The sequence below is a fragment of the Desulfovibrio sp. Huiquan2017 genome (assembly GCF_017351175.1).
Classification (GTDB): Bacteria; Desulfobacterota; Desulfovibrionia; order Desulfovibrionales; family Desulfovibrionaceae; genus Pseudodesulfovibrio.
On the sequence record NZ_JAFMPN010000015.1, the window covers coordinates 121024 to 138569 of the forward strand.

The 17546-nt window shown below is 64.6% G+C and carries 18 protein-coding genes and 1 tRNA gene; 5 read left to right on the forward strand and 14 right to left on the reverse strand.

Going from position 1 to position 17546, the window contains the following annotated elements; translation table 11 throughout:
• Positions 1-5 precede the first annotated feature (5 nt).
• The 4 genes from J0909_RS14165 to J0909_RS14180 form a co-directional block, all read right to left on the reverse strand.
• A complete protein-coding gene (locus J0909_RS14165; protein WP_207263810.1) occupies positions 6-236 on the reverse strand; it encodes a thioredoxin family protein in 231 nt (76 codons plus the stop codon).
• A 21-nt stretch (positions 237-257) separates the two neighbouring features.
• A complete protein-coding gene (locus J0909_RS14170; protein WP_207263811.1) occupies positions 258-1340 on the reverse strand; it encodes a permease in 1083 nt (360 codons plus the stop codon).
• A 151-nt stretch (positions 1341-1491) separates the two neighbouring features.
• Positions 1492-1794, reverse strand: coding sequence for an ArsR/SmtB family transcription factor (locus tag J0909_RS14175; RefSeq protein ID WP_207263850.1), 303 nt, complete (start codon positions 1792-1794; stop codon positions 1492-1494).
• Positions 1795-1887: 93 nt separating this feature from the next.
• Positions 1888-2337 carry a hypothetical protein gene (locus J0909_RS14180; protein WP_207263814.1) on the reverse strand — a complete coding sequence of 150 codons (450 nt, stop codon included), beginning with the start codon at positions 2335-2337 and terminating at the stop codon, positions 1888-1890.
• A gap of 188 nt (positions 2338-2525) precedes the next feature.
• Between J0909_RS14180 and J0909_RS14185 the strand changes: the two genes are divergently transcribed.
• The 4 genes from J0909_RS14185 to J0909_RS14200 all read left to right on the forward strand — a co-directional run bounded on the left by J0909_RS14185 (position 2526) and on the right by J0909_RS14200 (position 5422).
• On the forward strand, positions 2526-2957 hold the full coding sequence (locus tag J0909_RS14185; RefSeq protein WP_207263816.1) for an MOSC domain-containing protein: 432 nt from the start codon (positions 2526-2528) through the stop codon (positions 2955-2957).
• A gap of 62 nt (positions 2958-3019) precedes the next feature.
• Positions 3020-3478 carry an NfeD family protein gene (locus J0909_RS14190; RefSeq protein WP_207263818.1) on the forward strand — a complete coding sequence of 153 codons (459 nt, stop codon included), beginning with the start codon at positions 3020-3022 and terminating at the stop codon, positions 3476-3478.
• Positions 3479-3480: 2 nt separating this feature from the next.
• The gene (locus J0909_RS14195) at positions 3481-4458 is read left to right on the forward strand and encodes an SPFH domain-containing protein (RefSeq protein ID WP_207263820.1); all 978 of its coding nucleotides are present in this window, start codon (positions 3481-3483) and stop codon (positions 4456-4458) included.
• A 91-nt stretch (positions 4459-4549) separates the two neighbouring features.
• Complete coding sequence (locus J0909_RS14200) at positions 4550-5422, forward strand: hypothetical protein (protein ID WP_207263822.1); 873 nt, start codon at positions 4550-4552, stop codon at positions 5420-5422.
• A gap of 63 nt (positions 5423-5485) precedes the next feature.
• Here J0909_RS14200 and J0909_RS14205 read toward each other — a convergent pair whose 3' ends face one another.
• From J0909_RS14205 to J0909_RS14250, 10 genes are all read right to left on the reverse strand, one after another.
• Positions 5486-6706 carry a phosphopentomutase gene (locus J0909_RS14205; RefSeq protein ID WP_207263824.1) on the reverse strand — a complete coding sequence of 407 codons (1221 nt, stop codon included), beginning with the start codon at positions 6704-6706 and terminating at the stop codon, positions 5486-5488.
• Positions 6706-8049 (reverse strand): thymidine phosphorylase, encoded by a 1344-nt coding sequence (gene deoA / locus J0909_RS14210; protein ID WP_207263826.1) that lies wholly within the window; start codon positions 8047-8049, stop codon positions 6706-6708. The genes J0909_RS14205 and deoA overlap by 1 nt, the downstream gene beginning before the upstream one ends.
• A gap of 47 nt (positions 8050-8096) precedes the next feature.
• Positions 8097-8885, reverse strand: a complete 789-nt coding sequence (gene deoC / locus J0909_RS14215; RefSeq protein ID WP_207263828.1) for a deoxyribose-phosphate aldolase — start codon at positions 8883-8885, stop codon at positions 8097-8099.
• Positions 8882-9292, reverse strand: coding sequence for a cytidine deaminase (locus tag J0909_RS14220; protein WP_207263831.1), 411 nt, complete (start codon positions 9290-9292; stop codon positions 8882-8884). Before J0909_RS14220 ends, deoC begins: the two co-directional genes overlap by 4 nt.
• A gap of 108 nt (positions 9293-9400) precedes the next feature.
• On the reverse strand, positions 9401-10393 hold the full coding sequence (locus tag J0909_RS14225) for a BMP family lipoprotein (protein WP_207263833.1): 993 nt from the start codon (positions 10391-10393) through the stop codon (positions 9401-9403).
• Between the two features lie 196 nt (positions 10394-10589).
• Complete coding sequence (locus J0909_RS14230; protein ID WP_207263835.1) at positions 10590-11375, reverse strand: hypothetical protein; 786 nt, start codon at positions 11373-11375, stop codon at positions 10590-10592.
• A 304-nt stretch (positions 11376-11679) separates the two neighbouring features.
• Positions 11680-11755: transfer RNA gene (locus J0909_RS14235), tRNA-Phe, on the reverse strand.
• A 124-nt stretch (positions 11756-11879) separates the two neighbouring features.
• Entirely contained in the window at positions 11880-13640 is a 1761-nt protein-coding gene (locus J0909_RS14240; RefSeq protein ID WP_207263837.1) for an aldehyde ferredoxin oxidoreductase N-terminal domain-containing protein, read from the reverse strand.
• Positions 13637-14059 carry a 4Fe-4S binding protein gene (locus J0909_RS14245; RefSeq protein ID WP_207263839.1) on the reverse strand — a complete coding sequence of 141 codons (423 nt, stop codon included), beginning with the start codon at positions 14057-14059 and terminating at the stop codon, positions 13637-13639. The genes J0909_RS14240 and J0909_RS14245 overlap by 4 nt, the downstream gene beginning before the upstream one ends.
• Positions 14060-14093: 34 nt before the next feature.
• The gene (locus J0909_RS14250; RefSeq protein ID WP_353616780.1) at positions 14094-15737 is read right to left on the reverse strand and encodes a glycosyltransferase family 4 protein; all 1644 of its coding nucleotides are present in this window, start codon (positions 15735-15737) and stop codon (positions 14094-14096) included.
• Between the two features lie 226 nt (positions 15738-15963).
• On the opposite strand from J0909_RS14250, the gene J0909_RS14255 reads away from it, so the two are divergent.
• Positions 15964-17457: a sensor domain-containing diguanylate cyclase gene (locus J0909_RS14255; protein WP_207263841.1), complete on the forward strand. Its 1494-nt coding sequence runs from the start codon at positions 15964-15966 to the stop codon at positions 17455-17457.
• The last annotated feature ends 89 nt before the right edge of the window (positions 17458-17546 follow it).

A 17546-nucleotide genomic window follows, 5' to 3' on the forward strand; every position in this document is an offset into this window, starting at 1 on the left:
TCCGGTTACTTCAGCCAGTCGAGGACGTCTTTCTTGGACGGAGCCCTACCCACGACCTTGACCTCGCCGTCGATGACCACGGCCGGGGTGGAAAAAATGCCGTACTTGGCGATTTCCTGGAAATCCTTGACCTTTTCAATGTCGGCGGCGATGCCCGCTTCGGCGACGGCGTCGCGCACGGTCTTTTCGGTCTGTTCACACTTGGGGCAGCCGGGGCCCATGACCAGAATCTTCATGCTATACTCCTGTGATATTGGTTAGATGACGGCGTTGAAAAGATATCCGACGAGGAGAATGCCGCAGCCCACGACCAGGATGAAGGCCGCGATGAGCCGGGGCTTGAGGACCTTGCGCAGGATGACCATCTCCGGGAAGGACAGGGCGATGACGGACATCATGAAGGCCAGGGTGGTGCCGAGCGCCGCGCCCTTGCCGAGCAGGGCCTCGACCACGGGGATGACGCCCGCCGCGTTGGTGTACATGGGGATGCCGAGCAGCACGGACAGCGGTACGGACCACCATGCGTCGCCGCCCATGATCACGGCCAACTGGCCCTCGGGCACGTAGCCGTGGATGGCCGCGCCGGCCGCGATGCCCAGGACCACGAATTTCCAGACCCGGCCCACGATGTCACGCACGGAATCCAGCGCGTAGGCGAAGCGGGCCTTCCAGGTCATGCGCGGTTCGTCCGCGGCCTCGCCCGCGCGGATTTCGCGGACCCAGTCCTCGACATAGGGTTCCAGGCGCATGCGGCCCATGACCCAGCCCGCGACCACGGCGATGGTGATGCCGGTGGCGAAATACAGGGCCGCGATTTTCCAACCGAGCAGACCATAGAGCAGGACCAGGGCGATCTCGTTGACCATGGGCGCGGCGATGAGGAAGGAGAAGGTCACGCCGAGCGGAATGCCTGCGGTCATGAACCCGATGAACAAGGGCACGGCCGAACAGGAACAGAAGGGGGTGACCACACCGAGCAGGGCGGCCATGACGTTGCCCGCCGATTCCCGCTTTCCGGCCAGGAAGGAGCGCGTCCAGTTGACGGTCACGAAGGAACGCAGGATGCCCACGCCGTAGACCACCAGCAAGAGGAGCATGAGCACCTTGGGCGTGTCGTAGACGAAAAACTGCACGGCGGCCCCGAAATGGCTGGCCGGATCAAGCCCGAGCAGCCCGTAGGCGAACCAGTTGGCGAAGGGCAGCAGTTGCAGGTACAGGACATACCATGCGGCCACGGCCAGGACTTGCAGGAGCAGGATGCGGCCCAATCCGGCGCCGTTTTTGTCTGCCTTGGGCGCGCCCGCTCCGCAGGCGCAGGAGATGTCGTTCCGTTCGGACATGATTACCTCGATTGGCTGTTTCGCCAAGTGTTATTCCAAAAAAATAGGCAAACCCACCCCGAAAGGGCCGTATGGGGTGGAAGGGGACGACCCCTCCCCGCCGGAGACGAAATCACCCGGCAACGCCCCAGCGGGCGGCAGTTCTGCCTCTTCACTTTCCCTTGGCATCGAGTACGGACTCGATGCAGTGGAAGAAGTTGATCACGCAGGGCACGCGGAGGCGGTAGTAGATCTGCTTGCCGCGCCGCTCGTCCTCGACGATGCCCGCTTTTTTTAGCACGGCCAGGTGCTTGGACACGGTGGACAGGTCCGCGCCGACCAGCTCGCGCAGTTCGCAGACGCAACGCTCGCCGCGCGACAGTTCGTCGATCATTATCAATCTCGACGGGTGGGCCATGGCCTTGACCACCTTGGCCCGCGCCTCGAACCGCTCGACCGGCACGATTTCCTGCATCATCATTCCTCCGTGGCTACACTTGGCAATATAACCAAGCGTTCGACCAAGTCAAGTGGTGTAAGCGGAGAGAGGGCGAAAAAATCGCGCGGATCAGTCGCGGGGTTGGATGGAAGCCTTGCCGTGGCTGTAATGCAGCCGGTAGGGCTCGTTGCGGACCACGTGGTCCAACTCGGCGTTTATGGGCGTGAGGCTGGTGATGGCCCCGCCGTTGGTGGTCACGGTGACGAAGACCTTCTGGCCCGGCTTGGGATTGAAGTAGACCATGCCCTCGGCCCGTTTCTGCCAGCGGCTTTCCAGGGTCTTGCAGCCGCCGACGAAGGTCTGGGGCACATAGGGCGTGACCGCGTAGACGGTCTTGAAGGTCACGTTCTTGAGGGTGCCGTCGGCGTTGTTGGCCATGACCAGGACATTGGCCACGGTGGCGATGGCCTTGATCTCGGACTCCTGGGCCATCATGGAAAGATAGTCGGTGTCCTGCGCCTGTGCGGACAGGGTCAGGACCAGAACAAACAGTGTCGAAAGAAGAATGCGGATTTTCATGGGTATTGCCGGTTTCCGGATATGGGAGGGGGAAACTGGCGCACCCTAGCCCAGATGGACGAGGGGCGCAACAATGTGCAACCGGACCGGTGCACAATTGCGGGGAATACAATCCGGGCTTGCCATTTTCGGGCTGGAGGATAAATCTATACCTCAAAAGTATAGAATAAAGCCGAGGAGGCAAGAGCATGGGCATTGTACGAGCGGTCAACGTCAGTGAGCGCAAGGGCGAGAAAAAGCACGAGGTGGCGGTCATCACTTTGATCGAGGACTACGGAGTGGAGCACGACGCCCACGGCGGCAGCGGCCGGCAGGTCAGCCTGCTCGCCTTTGAGCGCATAGAGGACATGAAAAAGTCTCTGGCCACGCTCAGAGCGGGCGATTTCGCCGAGAATATCACCACCACGGGCCTGGCCGCGTCCGAGCTCGCCCCGGGCATGCGCGTGGCCGTGGGCGAGGCGCTGCTTGAAATCACCCAGATCGGCAAGACCTGCCACAAGGGGTGCGCCATCCGCGAGCAGGTGGGGTATTGCATCATGCCCAAGGAGGGCGTATTCGGCCGGGTGGTCCGAGGCGGCAGGGTCAAAAAGGGGGACTGCATCGACCTCCTGGCTCCGTAGGCCGGTCCGTATCGACAAGCCGCGCCGAATCCTGTAGTTTTCAAGATGACCTGGGAGGTCCCATGGATTACTTCGCCTCGGCGCAAAACATACAATGGCTCGTCTGGTTGGGCGTGGGCGTGTTCTTCGTCGTCGCCGAACTGGTGGTGCCCGCCTTCATCGTCATCTTTTTCGGCCTGGGCGCGTTCATCGCCGGAGGAACGGCCTTTTTCGGGGCTTCCATTCCGGTCCAGCTGGTGGTCTTCGGCGTTTCGTCCGTGGTCCTGCTCCTGCTGTTCCGAAAGACGATGGCCGCCACCTTCACCGGCGAAAAAGCCGAGGATGAACAGGAGGCGAACGTCATCGGCTCATTGGCCGAGGTGGTCGAGGCCATCCACCCGCCCCAATCCGGCCGGATCAAATTCCAGGGCTCCTTCTGGAGCGCCCGCAGCAGCGGACCCGTGGAGCCCGGCTCCATGGTCCGCATCGTCAAACGCGACGAAAACGACGTCAACGCCTTCCTCGTGGAAAAGGAGCAATAGCTATGGATCCCGCAACCATGACCTCTCTGGTCACGGCCCTGGTCTTCGTCCTGCTGGTGGTCGTCCTGATCATCAAGACCGCCGTGGTCGTGCCCCAGAAAAGCCAGTTCGTGGTCGAACGGCTCGGCAAATACGCCAAGACCATCGGCGCGGGCCTGCACATTCTTATCCCGTTCATCGACCGCATCGCCTACAAGCGCTCCCTCAAGGAAGAGGTCATGGACATCCCGGCGCAGACCTGCATCACCCGCGACAACGTGTCCGTGACCATCGACGGGGTGCTCTACATCCGCGTCATGGACGCCAAGATGTCCGCCTATGGCATCGAGAACTACTACATCGCGGCCTCCCAGCTCGCCCAGACCTCCCTGCGTTCGGCCATCGGCAAGATCGACCTGGACAAGACCTTCGAGGAGCGTGAATCCATCAATGCCTCCGTGGTCCACGCGGTGGACGAGGCAGCCCAGGAATGGGGCATCAAGGTCATGCGCTACGAGATCAAGGACATCACCCCTCCCGGCACCGTCATGGCCGCCATGGAGGCCCAGATGAAGGCCGAGCGCGAGAAGCGCGCGGAAATAGCCACGTCCGAAGGCGACCGCCAGTCGCGTATCAACCGTGCCGAAGGGTTGCGCCAGGAGGCCATCCAGGTCTCCGAAGGCGAAAAGCAGAAGCGGATCAACGAGGCCGAGGGCCGGGCGCAGGAAATCCTGCTCGTGGCCGAAGCCACCGCCGAAGGTATCCGCAAGGTGGCCGACGCCGTCACCCTGCCCGGCGGTGCCGAGGCCATGAATCTCAAGGTCGCCCAGCAGTACATCGACGAATTCGGCAAGCTCGCCAAGACCAACAATACCATGATCATTCCCGCCGATCTCGCGGGCATGGGCGGCATGGTCGCCACCGCCACCGAGATCATCAACACCGCCATGCGCAGGAACCGGACCGACCCCGCGCCCACGGCCGCGATCAAGCCGGAATAGCCGCGCGCCGACAACAGCGAAGCGGCTCCGCTCAATTCTTTGGGCGGGGCCGTTTTGCGTGGCGGCCCGCGCGCGGTCTTTGGGATGGACAATGGGAGATGGACCCGGTACTCCATTTCCAATGTGCAATGCAACACGCCAGCCGGATGGTCGTACAATGAAAAGGATTTCGTTCGTTACCGTTGTTTTTGTGCTTATCGCCCTCGCCGCTCCCAGCCGGGCAAGCGAACTCTTTCCGAACAGCCGGTTCAAGCTCGGCTATGACGGCGAGTATCTGTTTTACGATCAGCCTGGCCTTATGCATATCAAAGGGTTTCTGCACGGCGGTTTCGGGGCGTGGACCGGATATTTCACGGATAACCATCTCATGGTGGGCCTCGAAGGCAGCATTTTGAACGGGGTGTTGCGCTACAAGGGGAGTACGGCCAGCGGTGATTCGGTCAAATTCAACACGGAAAACGTGTTTGCCGAAGGCCGGGTCCTGGTCGGTAAGGGGTTCGACTGTGGCGGGATAGGGGTCACCCCCTTCACCGGTTTCGGCGTGCGCAACTGGTACAACCGGCTGGAGTTTTCCCCCGGCTACAGCAGAAACATCACCCACTACTACCTGCCGCTCGGCGTCAACGTGGCCGTCCGGCTGAAGAACGATTGGTCGGTAGGCGCATCCCTGGAAGGCGACGTGTTGCTGAGCGGCTCTGTGAAGACTGAGCTTTCGGACGCAATCCCCGGAATAGAGAATCCCCATACGCACCAGAAGTTCGGCAACGGTTGCGGCCTGCGCCTGGGAACATTCGCCGAATATGATTTCGGCGGGTTCTCTTTTGGCGTCGAACCCTACTTCCGTTATTGGCATTTCGCCAAAACCGACACGGACGACATAATCAACGCAGGCTCGACGGTGACTCTGTATGAGCCGGAAAACGATTTCTACCAATACGGCTTGCGGACCTACATCGCCTTCTGAGCGGTTTGCGCTAACCATACCGGCTGATCCGGGCCCAGTCCAACCGATTCAATCGCCGTTCGGCTAGGTCAACGGTATGGCTTCCCCGGCCTCAAGGGGGCCCATGCCGAGGTGTTGGGCCACGGTCTGGCCGACGTCGGCGAAGGTCTCGCGCAGTCCTGCGGAGCCGGGCAGGACGGGCGGGCCGAAGAGGAGGATGGGCACGCATTCGCGGGTGTGGTCGGTGCCTTTGAAGGTGGGGTCGCAGCCGTGGTCGGCGGTGATCACGGCCAGGTCGCCGGGCTTGAGCATGGCCGGAAACGCGGCCAGGCGGGCGTCCAGGCGTTCCAGGGCGGCGGCGTACCCGGCCACGTCGCGGCGGTGGCCCCATTCGGAATCGAACTCCACGAAATTGGCGAAGACCAGGGAGCCGTCCGGGGCGTGGGCGGCCTCGTGCTCCACGAGATCGAAGAGCGCGGCCGAGGTCGGCCCTTTGACCGTTTTGGTGATGCCGCGATGGGCGAAAATGTCGGCGATCTTGCCCACACTGATGACTTCGCGACCCGCCTGTGCGAGGCGGTCCAGGAGGGTGGGGGCAGGCGGTTCCAGGGCGTAGTCGCGGCGGTTGGCGGTGCGGGTGAAGCGGCCTGGCTCTCCGACGAACGGGCGGGCGATGACCCGGCCGATGTTGTAGCCGTCGAGCAGGGCGCGGACCAGCTCACAGAGTTTGAGCAGCCGGTCCAGGCCGAAGGTCTCCTCGTGGGCCGCGATTTGGAAGACCGAGTCCGCCGAAGTGTAGCAGATGGGCTTGCCGGAAGCCATGTGCTCGGCCCCCAGCTCCTTGAGGATGTCCGTTCCCGAGGCGGCGCGGTTGCCGAGTATGCCGGGCAGTCCGGCCTGTTCGATAATGGCGTCGGTCAGCTTTTGGGGGAAACTTGGATGGTTTGGCGGGAAAACTCCCCAGTCGAAGGTCACGGGCACGCCGGCCAGTTCCCAGTGCCCGCTGGGCGTGTCCTTGCCCCGGCTGATCTCGCGGGCCGCCGCGAACCGGCCCCGAAGGACCGGGGATTTGAGGTTGGGCGGCACGGTGCCGGTGACGAGTTGGGCGGCCAGCCCCAGGCCGAGGGAACTCATGCAGGGAAGGGCGAGGGGGCCGGAGCGCAGGCCTTCGCGGTCGGCCTCGCCCCGTGCGCAGGCCTCGGCGATGTGCCCGAGGGTGTCGGCCCCGGCGTCGCCGTATCGGTCGGCATCCGGGGCCCAGCCAATGCCCAGGGAGTCGAGGACCAGGATGAAGGCGCGCGGCATCAGGCGATCCCCCTGCCGGAGGCCGCGAGCCGTTCGCGGACGACCGGGCGTTTCGGCGGCGGCGTTTTGCCGAGGGTCACGGCCTTGCCGAGGCGTTCGGCGGCCATGTCGGCCTGGGCCTCGTCACGGGCGCGGACCACGCACAGGGGGGTGTTCGGTCCGACCTCGTCGCCGATGCGGGCGAAGCCGGTCATGCCCACGCCGTGGTCGATGGCCTGATCCGCCCGGGTGCGCCCGCCGCCCATGGCCACCAGGGTCATGCCCACGGCGCGGCTGTCCATGGCCGTGAGGAAGCCCGCCCGCTCCGGGTACACGGGCCGTTCCACGGGCGCGATGTCGAGATGGGCGTCGGGCCGCTCCACGAAATCTTTCGGTCCGCCCAGCCCGGCGACCATGCGCCCGAAACGCTCGGCGGCCTGGCCGTTCGCCAGGGCTTCGTCCATTTGCCGCGCGGCGTGGTCCGGGTCTTCGGCCACACCCGCCAGGACGAGCATTTCACCGGTCAGTGCCAGGGCGACCTCGGCCAGCCGCGCCTCGCGCCGTTCCCCGGTCAGGAAGGCCACGGCCTCGCGGACTTCCACGGCGTTGCCCACGGTGTCGCCCAGGACCTCGTTCATGTCCGTGAGCAGGGCCGTGGTCGGCACGCCCGCGCCTGTGGCCACGGTGACGATGGACTCGGCCAGTTTCCGCGCGTCCGCGAAATTCTCCATGAACGCACCGGAGCCGAACTTCACGTCCATGACCAGGCCCTGCAATCCGGCCGCCAGCTTCTTGGACAGGATCGAGGCCGTGATCAGGTCGATGGATTCCACTGTGGCGGTCACGTCGCGCACCGCGTACAGCCGCCGGTCCGCCGGAGCCAGGTCCCCGGTCTGCCCGATGATGGCGCAGCCCGCCTCGCGAATCACCCGCGCGAAGGTCTCCAGGTCCGGCGCGGTGTCGTAGCCGGGGATGGCGTCGAACTTGTCCAGGGTGCCGCCCGTGTGGCCCAGGCCGCGCCCGGAGATCATGGGCACGAACGCGCCGCAGGCGGCCGCCAGGGGCCCGAGGATCAGGCTGACCTTGTCGCCCACGCCGCCGGTGGAGTGTTTGTCCACCACACCGCGTTCGATGCCGAGTCCGGGCCAGTCCAGCACCCTGCCCGAATCGCGCATGGCCTCGGTCAGGTCGATGCGTTCGGCCAGGGTCATGCCCCGGAAAAAAGTCGCCATGGCGAATGCCGCGATCTGGCCTTCGCTCACCGAGCCGTCCGTGATGCCGTTGACCAGGGCCCGGAGTGGTTCCCGGCCCAGTTCGCGCCCGTCACGTTTCGCGCGAATGATTTCCTGTGGAATGAACGTCATGAGTGGTGCCTCCGGCGGCCGGGTTGTCGTTTGTCCGCGAGGCCGGGTTAGAGGCCGAGATGTTTTTTCACATCGTCGAGCAGGCCGGATGCGCCGAAGCGCAGGGTCCGGGGGGTGGCCCATTCCGGGCCCATGATGCGGTCCGCGAGAAAGAGGTAGCCCGCCGCCTGGTCCACGGTTCGGATGCCGCCGGACGGCTTGAGGCCCAGCGGCCTGCCGACCTTGGGCGTCATCTCGCGGACGGCTTCGAGCATGATCGCCGCCGTCTCCAGGGTGGCCCCGCCCGGGACCTTGCCCGTGGACGTCTTGATGAAGTCCGCGCCCGCCTCGATGGCATCCCGGCTCGCCTCGGCGATGATCTTCGGCGATTGCAGTTGGCTCGTCTCCAGGATGACCTTGAGCAGGACCGTCTCGCCGCAGACCTCGCGCACCTGATGGAGCAGGGCGATGGCCTGATCGCGGTGGCCCGCCTTGTACCGTTTGTACGGCAGGACCACGTCCACCTCCTGGGCCCCGGCCGCCACCTGTGCCTTGGCCTCGGACACGGATGCGGCCGTGTCCGCGCCGCCGTGGGGGAAATTGCAGACCGTGGCCACGCGCACCCCGGTCCCGGCCAGTTCGCCCAGCGCCAGGGGCACGAATTGGTCGTACACGCAGACCGCCGCCACATGGCCTCTGGGAGTCACTGCCCGGGCGCACAGGGTGCGGATGGTTTCGTCGGTGTCGTCCTCGCCCAGGGAGGTCAGGTCCATGGAGACCAGGGCGCGCAGGGCGTATCGCTCGTCGGCGCGGACCGTTTCGGCCTCCCGTATCAGTTCGTTCAATGCGTTGTTCATGCTTTCCGTGGGTTGAGGTTTTCCGGCCCGAAGGATGCGGGCAGCAGTTCGTCCGGGGTGAAAGTCAGCAGCGGTTCGCGTTCGTTGCATATGTGGATCCGGGCATCCGGTCCGGCGAACTCCCGGATGCGCTGGCGGCAGGCTCCGCAGGGAGGGCAGGGCGCGTCGGTCGGGCCGACCACCACCAGTTCGCGGATGGTCCTGCCGCCGCCCAGGACCATGGCCGAGATGGCCGACTGTTCGGCGCAGGTGCCCAGCGGGTAGGCCGCGTTTTCCACATTGCAGCCGGTGAACACCGCGCCCGCGTCCGTGACCAGGGCCGCGCCCACCGGGTGGCCGGAATAGGGGGCGTAGGCGCGGTCGCGGGCCTGGCCCGCCAGTCGTATGAGTTCCGTGATGTCGGGCATTCGTCGCTCCTTGCCTTGCCGTGCGCCGCCCCTTCCGGCTGGCTCCGGGCGCGCGGAGTCGGCGGCGGACATTCGTCCGCCACCGGGAAAGCCGTCTTGCCGAACCAATCAGCGGTCCATGATGTCGTAGTAGTTGGTGACGATGATTCGGCCCGCGATGATGTCCGCCTTGGCCTGATCCACGCGCTTCCGCATGTCCGTGGAGATCAGCGATTCGTTATACTTGTCCAGGGCGTAGTCCACGCCGCCGTCGGCCAGGCCCAGGACCTTCAGGCCGGGCTCCCAGGAGCCGTCGCGGGCGTCGCGCATGGCCTCCAGCACGGCCAGGTCCACGCGCTTGACCATGGAGGTCAGGACAGAGCCCGGATGGATGTAATTTTGGTTGGAGTCCACGCCGATGGAGAACTTTTGGGCGTCCGCCGCCGCCTGAAGCACGCCCATGCCGGAGCCGCCCGCCGCCGTGAAGACCACGTCCGCGCCCCGGTCGAATTGAGAACGGGCCAGTTCGCCCGCCGTAATCGGGTCGCCCCAGGCCGCCGGGGTGTCGCCGGTCATGTCTTCGAAAATCGTGACGTCCTTGTTCACATATTGCGCGCCTTCCTTGTAGCCCAGGACGAACCGGCGGATCAGCGGCACGTTCATGCCGCCGACGAAACCGATCTTGCCGGTTTGCGTCTTCATGGCCGCGATCATGCCCACCAGGAACGAGCCCTCATGCTCCTTGAATATCACGGACTGCACGTTGGGCTGGGTCACGACCGTGTCGATGATGACGAACCGGGTGTCCGGGAATTCCGGGGCGACTTTTTCCAGGGCCGCAGCGAACGAGAAGCCCACCACGACGATGAGGTCGCTCCCCCGGGCCGCGAAGCGCCGGAGGGCCTGTTCGTACTGCGTCGCGTTTGTCGGCTCGAAGTCCCGGTATTTGATGCCGGTTTCCCGGGAAAATTCCTCGGCGCCCATGTGCGCGGCCTGATTGAAGGATTTGTCGAATTTGCCGCCCAGATCATAGATTACGGCGGGATTCAGCGCCAGGGCGGGGCCTGCGGAAAACGCCAGGACCAAGGCGGCGACGGCGGACAACAGCAATTTGCGGAACATGCATCCCTCCCAAACGGTTTCGCGGAACGCCTTTGCGCCCGCGGCGGCGGCCGCCGGTTGGCGTCCGTCTCTTCGGCCCGAGCGGCACGGCGGCAGCGTAAGCTATACGCTATCCCCGGCCTGTCGCCAACCCGAAGATGACTTCCGAGGCCGGGGGGCGCACCCCGAAGGGGCGGCTTTGCGGACCGGAGCGAAGTTAGTTGAACAGGCCGCCGATGGCGTCGCGGATGCCACTTTTAATCTCGTCCTTGGTGGCCTCCTTGGCGTCAACGCCGATTTCCTTGGCGTCGTCGTCCAACCTCATGTCGTTGTTTTTATTTTGGGCGGGCTGCTGCGCCTGGACCTGTTGGGCATTGGCGGGGAGCCTGTAATAACCGGAGTCGAGGTTCTTCACGGACAGCTTGACCAGGCGCATCTCGTCGCCGTAGCGGAGGATGCCGCCGTAGCCCATCTTCTTGGCCTCGTTCAGGGAATCCTGGAAGGATTGGCCCATGCTTTGCGTCAAGGCGTCGGCCATGGCCATCCAGGCGTCGGTGATCTTCCTGATGTTGGCGTGGGTGGACAGGACCATCTCGTCGCGTCGCACGACCTTGCCGTCCTCGAAGATCACGGCGTTGTAGACCGCGCCCTTGTATCCAGCCACGGTTTCGGCCTTGCCGGTCTTTTCGTAACGGACCTCGTAATCGGGCTCGGAACCGCCGCCGAACATGGAGGTCATGCCCGCCGCCATGCCCGAGGACATGGCGCCGAGGTCGTAGACCTGGCACGGGCCGGAGTCGCAGTTTACGGAGTAGACCTTGCCGTTCGAGAGCAGGGTATAGGCCGTGGGCGAGGTATCCATGCGCACGTGCTGCGCGTCGCGTGTGCAGAGTGTGACCATGGTTCCGTCGGCGTATTTGTAGGTGGCGATGATGTCGGACGCGGCCAGGGCGGCCGCCGGTATGGCCAGGACAAGGCAGAGAAGAAGAATAAACTTACGCATCGCATTGCTCCTCACGGTGCTCCCCATGGTTGTTCATGCTCCCGCCCGGCACGTCGCCGTTCTCAAAAAAACAGTAATCACAAATAAAGATTTGTTTCAATCCAGGAATGAGTCCCGCCATCGGGTCCCGCCGGGCCGGTGGCTCGAGACGTTGCGCACCGAAGATTTCTTGATAAACTGAAGATGAAATCCACCGCGCGAATGGCGTGCCGCGAGCGGCGCCGGGACGATACGGCATAAGATTCCGCAGCCATCTACGAAAAAAAGGCCTTCACTCGTGCGAGTGAAGGCCTTTGTTTCCTGATGGTGCTCGGGGACAGAATTGAACTGCCGACACGGGGATTTTCAGTCCCCTGCTCTACCGACTGAGCTACCCGAGCAACCGGTCGAGAAGTTGGGGTTTACCGAAATGGCGGGCGGTTGGCAACCCCTTTTTTGCGAGGAATCGCTTTTTCCAGGCTTCGGGAGTCGGATCGCGCTCCCGGAAACCGGGGCCGGAAACGGTTATTTCGCTTTTTCATCCTCCGGGTCCGCGCCCATTTCGAGGATGCTGGCCGCGTAGGCCTTGCGCAGGGCGTTCATGTAGTTCACGTCCACCGGGCCCTTCCAAGTGGTGATCTCGGTGTACCGTTTGGGGATGACGACCTCGTCCGGGCGATAGCCCATCTGGAGCCGGAGCCGCCAGCGCATGCGCTGGACGCGCTTGCCGACATCGGCCACGGACCCGTTCATATCTCCATAGCCCACGGATTCGAGGGCCTCGGCCAGGAGGTCCTCCTTGTACACCCCGCGCGAGAACAGGCAGCCGACCATGCAGTTGAGCACGATCCGTTCGCGGCCGTCCGTGAGCAGGAAGTTCAGGGCCTTGTCCACGTCCTTCTCGTCGTGCTTCTGGTCGTAGGCGTAGCCGCCGGAGTCCAGGTGGGAATGGCGGAAGCCCAAGCCCTCGGCTACGAAGAATACCTCGCCCGTGGCGTAGCCGGCCATCTCCTGGCCGAGCACGCAGGCGAAATCCTCGCCGCCGTATTGTTTGGCGCATTTCATGGTTCCCTGGGCCAGCAGCCGGTAGAAGTCGTTGTCCGGCCGGCCGAGATGCTCCACGGCCCGCATGTACGTTTCGGAATCGCCCCATTTGAGCGGGAGCAGGGTGTCCTGCTCGGTGACGACCCCGCGCTCCAGGGCCTCGGTGGCCCAGGCCAGGGCCACGCCCGCGGACATGCAGTCCAGCCCTTCCTTCTCGATGACGTCGAGGATGCGCAACACCTCGGCGGCATCGGTCACTTCGAGCATGCCGCCGCAGGAAAAGATGGGCTCGTAGTCGTAACCCACCTGGCGGTAGAGATACTGGTTGTTGGTCTGGAACTGCTCGCGCACGAAACCCACGTGGATGCAGCCCACCGGGCAGCCCGCACAGGCCGCGTTGCGCAACAGGGTGTCGTCGGCGAAGGTCTCGCCCGAGATGTTTTCGGCCTGGGGGCTCGACGTCTGTTGCAGGTTCTTCCACGGCAGGGACTTGAGCGCGTTGAGCGGGTTGATGTTCACCGCCGTGCCCAGGCCGTGGTATTTGGCCATCATTTCCGTGGTGGTCAGTTGGTCGAAGATGTGCTTGTACAGCTTGGGGTAGGCCTTGCCTTCGGGCAGGTCGAAGCCCCGGTCGCCGACCACGCAGATGGCCTTCAGATTTTTGGCCCCCATGACCGTGCCGCCGCCCAGGCGGCCGAAATGACGGTAGGTGTCCACGTTGATGCAGGCGAAGGCCGACAGGTTCTCGCCCGCCGGGCCGATGCGCATGATGGAGCGGCGGCCCGAGCCCGGGAAAATCTTGCGCAGCACGCGGCCGGTCTGGATGGCGTCGAAGCCGCGCATGTACTCCACGTCGCGGATATCCACCAGGCGCGACCCCACGCATACGGCGGTCAGGCGTTTGGCCTTGCCGGTGACGACCAAGGCGTCCAGGTCGGCGAAGCGCAGGGACAGGGCGGATTTCCCGCCCGCGTAGCTCTCGGTGTATTGGTTGTGGTAGGGGGAGCGGAAGGCGCAGCAGGTCTTGCTCATGAGCGGAAAATACCCGGTCAGCGGGCCGATGGCGAAGATCAGGGGCTGCTCGGGGTCGTCCCAGTCGCGGTCGATATGCCCGAACTCCCGGAAGAGGTGCGCGGCCAGCCCCGCGCCGCCCAGGACTTCGCCCCGGCCGGGGAGTTCCTTCAGGCTGGTCTTGCCCGTGGTCAGATTGACCACCATCACGCGGAAGAAGTCCCTGATCATCGTTCCTCCTCTTCCCTGCGGGGCAGATCGACCATCTCCAGGCAGTCGTGGGGACAGTAGGCCACGCATTGACCGCAATGGATGCAGACGTAGGGGTTGACCTGGTGGTCCAGGAAGATGGCGTCCACCGGGCAGGCCTCGGCGCACTGGCCGCAACGGATACACAGGTTGCGCTTCTGGATCACGCCGCCGTCGCGGCGCTGGGAAAGGGAGCCCGTGGGGCAGGCCTCGGCGCAGGGGGCCGGGTGGCAGGCCAGGCAGAGTCGCGCCTCGAAGCCGGTGGACAATCCGCCCGCCGACGAGATGCGGATGCCCGCCTTGTTCCAGGAAAGGACCTTGTGGACCTGCCGGGCGCAGGCCAGCGAACAGGAGTGGCAGCCGATGCATCGTTCCATGCGGGCCGCTCTGAGAGCTTTCATCAAATGCCTCCGGGCCGAAGTCGCCGGGTTGGAATCACTCCGCTGTTTGCAGGATATCCTGCTTGAGCGCCCATAGGATATGATTTCTGACCTGGGTGGCCTCCCGTTGGGGCGCCGTGTCGGAAACCTTGCGTATCAGAGTGGCGCTGTCAACCGGGGTGCGGGCGAAGAAGACCAGCCGCCGGACCGTTTCGAGGTCGATGGCGTCCTTCAGCCCCGCGTACAGATTGGGAAAATCGCGGTTTCGGTAAAATGCCTCGCCTGTGCGCCCGGCGACCAGCATGGTTCCGTCCTCCAGGGTGCGGGAGGGGTAGTGGCCGAAGATGCGTCCGTACTCCGGGGCCAGGGGGTGGGCGATGTCGCGCAGCGGTCCGGCCTCGACCGGCTCCCGCCACAGCTCGTCCCACAGGGCCAGGTACCGCTTGATGACCACGGGCCAGGCAAAGTGCCGTTCGATCCGCTCGCGCCCGGCCGCACCCATGGCCCGGCGCAGCCCGGGGTCGCGGATCAGCCGCCCGAGCGCTTCGGCCAGGGCCGGAACGTCCACGGCCGTGGCCTGGGCCAGGGCCAGGTGGTAGTGGTTGTCGAAATTGAGCGGCGCGGCCAGGTCCACCTCCGGGGTGGAAGGCGGTCCCATGGTCGGCACCAGGAAGCCGGTCTCGCCGTGGACCACGATGTCCCGGTAGCCGTCGTAGTCCGAGGCCACCACGGGCAGGCCGAAGGCCCCGGCCTCGGCCAGGGTGATGCCGAAGGTCTCCTGCGGGTTGTCCGCGACGGACACGAACACGTCCGCCTTCCCGAACAGCTCCCGCTTGCGCGCCTCGTCCGGTTTGAGGGTCACGCTCATGGCGATGCCCGCGTTGGCCGCCAGGTGGGTCAGGGTGTCCAGGATGGGGTCGGCCGGGTCGGCCCAGCCCGCCAGGACCAGCTCCACGGTGTGCGGGTCGAGCCCGTCCGTGACCAGCCGGTGCAGGGCGCGGACCACCGGGACGAGGTCCATCTTTGAATAATGGGAGATGCGCCCGAAGACCAGGACGCGCAGCGGGCCGTCCGCGTCTCCGCCGCCCGGCGCATAGGCCGTCGTGTCCACGGCCAGGGGGATGCGCGCCAGTTTCGGCGCGGGATGGGTTTCCTCGCCGATACCGAAGCCCCGGCGCAGTTGTCCGAAGAACCCCTCCACCGCGATCCGGCCTGCCTCGGAGGTGCAGACAATGGCGTCGCGCCGGGTGGTGCCGGGCCACAGGTGTTGGAGGAAGGCCTTGGGGTACCCGGCGTAGCTCAGGGAGTGGATCAACCCCGTGATGGGGAATATCCGCGCGCTCAAGGCGTTGCGCATGCGCGCCAGGAACGGCTGGCTGGTGATGCAGTCGGACAGGTGGAAACAGTGATAGTCCGTTTTGTCCAGCATGCCGGGCAGGTCCTCGCGGAGCATCAACCGGACGCGGTTTTCCTCCAGGAGCTGAGGCGCGCTTTTTTCCAGATGTCCCTGCAACGGGGTCAGGGCGCGCCTGCCGGGCAGAAAGAAGTGGTATTCGTCAAAGGGATCGGTCCTGAGCAGTTCGTCCAGGAAGGCCACGTTGGCCACGGTCCGGCCCAGGACCGGCCCGCCCTCGAAGAAGGGGTCCAGAGTCCCCCAGATGCATTTTGTTCCGGCCATGTCTAGGTAAAGACTGTTCACGGCCAGTTTGTCAATGGCCGGGCGGCGCGTCGAGGGCAGACTTTTCCGTCCCGGTGCGTTTGGCTCCGCTTCCCTTCGGAATTTTCGCCAGCCATATCAATCTCCTGTCGCATCATCATTCTGTCTTTGCCCGGCCGTCGTCCGGTGTGGCCCCGATTTTGCTCAATCCCTGGCGAGGCGGAAGGAACCGCCAATGTTTTGACGTTGTAAAGGAGTACGATGGAGTATGCCTAGACAGTCCATGAAACGCGGCAGGCGTCCCGAACTCATGTGGGGGGTCGGCCTGGCCGAGCCGGTGGTGCGACAGATCGAGGAGGGCGTGGGCCCCGGGTTCCACATCCGCAACTTCCCCGAGGACGCGTTGCCCTTGACCCGCGAATTCGAACAGGAGGAAAAACCCTCGGCCGCCTGGATACCCTGGTCGGTCTGGGCCGCTTTTCCCGAGGCCCGCAAACAGGAATACCGCAACCAGGACGAGACCCACCGTATCCTCATACAGGACGGCGAGACCGAATTTGAAATGGAAAAGGTCCTGGCCGAAGGGTTCCTCACCGTGGTGGACCTGCCCCTGACCCGGCCCAAGATCCAGGACGTCATGTTCCGCGCCAAGGAAGTCAAGAGCCTGTACTCGGACATCTACCGCATGACCGAGGAAATCATGCTCGAACGCGAACTGCTCGCCCGCAAGACCGACCAGCTCCTGTTCCTCAACAAGCTGCTCGCTTCGGCCACGGAGAGCCTCGACGCCGTCACCATCCTGGCCAACGCCAAAAGTTCCCTCGGCCTCATCCTGCCCGTGAAGATGCTCCATGCCGCTTTCTGGAATACCGGTTCCGACAACGCCGCCGATGTGGAAATCCTCCTCAACGGCAAGATGTCGCCGCCCGTGGAGTCCGCCTGGGTCGAACAGATCATGACCTCGGCCAGTTCCATGGGAGCGGGCGCGGTCAACGGCCTGCAGATTTCGTACACCGATCCGGCGCGCAGGCCCGAGTATTCCCTGGCCCCGGATCAGGGTAAACTCGTGATCATGCCGCTCGTCGCCGGACATCAGACCTTTGGTTGCCTGGCCCTGCTCTGCGAACCCGGCTACCGGCTCGGCCGCGATCAGGTCGAGACCTTGCGCTCCGCCGTCAATCACGTGGGCCTGGCCCTGCGCAACGCCCTGGCCTTCAAGGAGGTCAAGCTCCGGGCCGACCGCGACGGGCTGACCAGGCTCTACAATCGCCGATCCTTTGACGAACGGCTGATCTACGAGATCAAGCGCAGGGCGCGTTATCATCACGACCTTTCCCTGCTCATGGTCGATCTCGACCACTTCAAGTCCGTCAACGACACCTACGGGCACAAGGCGGGCGACCTGGTCCTGCGCAAGGTCGGCGAAATCCTGACCACCGTGTTCCGTACCACCGACCTGGCCGCGCGCTACGGCGGCGAGGAATTCGTCGTCCTCTTGCCGCACACCAACGAGGAGGCCGCCTGGAAACTCGCCGAGCGCGTGCGCACCGCCGTCGAGAACTGCGCCTTCCACTTCGACGGCCAGGACTTCACCGTGACCGCGTCCATCGGCGTGGCTTCCGTGGCGGGCGGTTCCCTGTCTCCGGACGACGACCTCGTGCTCAAGGCCGACAAGGCCCTCTACCAGGCCAAGAACAACGGCCGGAACATGGTCGTCGTCTCCGGCCAGAAAGACGCCGCCGCGCACAACGCCATGCAATAGTCCCGTCTGGCGAAATCGAAAAAGCCCCGCACGGAACGTACTCCGTGCGGGCCTTTTCTTATGCGGCCCCATGTCAAGGACTCCCGTAT

What these genes read in the sequence shown, in the direction of transcription:
- J0909_RS14165 (WP_207263810.1), bottom strand. Translation starts at nt 236, where the DNA reads ATGAAGATTCTGGTCATGGGCCCCGGCTGCCCCAAGTGTGAACAGACC.
- J0909_RS14170 (WP_207263811.1), bottom strand. Translation starts at nt 1,340, where the DNA reads ATGTCCGAACGGAACGACATCTCCTGCGCCTGCGGAGCGGGCGCGCCC.
- J0909_RS14175 (WP_207263850.1), bottom strand. Translation starts at nt 1,794, where the DNA reads ATGCAGGAAATCGTGCCGGTCGAGCGGTTCGAGGCGCGGGCCAAGGTG.
- J0909_RS14180 (WP_207263814.1), bottom strand. Translation starts at nt 2,337, where the DNA reads ATGAAAATCCGCATTCTTCTTTCGACACTGTTTGTTCTGGTCCTGACC.
- J0909_RS14185 (WP_207263816.1), top strand. Translation starts at nt 2,526, where the DNA reads ATGGGCATTGTACGAGCGGTCAACGTCAGTGAGCGCAAGGGCGAGAAA.
- J0909_RS14190 (WP_207263818.1), top strand. Translation starts at nt 3,020, where the DNA reads ATGGATTACTTCGCCTCGGCGCAAAACATACAATGGCTCGTCTGGTTG.
- J0909_RS14195 (WP_207263820.1), top strand. Translation starts at nt 3,481, where the DNA reads ATGGATCCCGCAACCATGACCTCTCTGGTCACGGCCCTGGTCTTCGTC.
- J0909_RS14200 (WP_207263822.1), top strand. Translation starts at nt 4,550, where the DNA reads ATGGGAGATGGACCCGGTACTCCATTTCCAATGTGCAATGCAACACGC.
- J0909_RS14205 (WP_207263824.1), bottom strand. Translation starts at nt 6,706, where the DNA reads ATGCCGCGCGCCTTCATCCTGGTCCTCGACTCCCTGGGCATTGGCTGG.
- deoA (WP_207263826.1), bottom strand. Translation starts at nt 8,049, where the DNA reads ATGACGTTCATTCCACAGGAAATCATTCGCGCGAAACGTGACGGGCGC.
- deoC (WP_207263828.1), bottom strand. Translation starts at nt 8,885, where the DNA reads ATGAACAACGCATTGAACGAACTGATACGGGAGGCCGAAACGGTCCGC.
- J0909_RS14220 (WP_207263831.1), bottom strand. Translation starts at nt 9,292, where the DNA reads ATGCCCGACATCACGGAACTCATACGACTGGCGGGCCAGGCCCGCGAC.
- J0909_RS14225 (WP_207263833.1), bottom strand. Translation starts at nt 10,393, where the DNA reads ATGTTCCGCAAATTGCTGTTGTCCGCCGTCGCCGCCTTGGTCCTGGCG.
- J0909_RS14230 (WP_207263835.1), bottom strand. Translation starts at nt 11,375, where the DNA reads ATGCGTAAGTTTATTCTTCTTCTCTGCCTTGTCCTGGCCATACCGGCG.
- J0909_RS14240 (WP_207263837.1), bottom strand. Translation starts at nt 13,640, where the DNA reads ATGATCAGGGACTTCTTCCGCGTGATGGTGGTCAATCTGACCACGGGC.
- J0909_RS14245 (WP_207263839.1), bottom strand. Translation starts at nt 14,059, where the DNA reads ATGAAAGCTCTCAGAGCGGCCCGCATGGAACGATGCATCGGCTGCCAC.
- J0909_RS14255 (WP_207263841.1), top strand. Translation starts at nt 15,964, where the DNA reads ATGCCTAGACAGTCCATGAAACGCGGCAGGCGTCCCGAACTCATGTGG.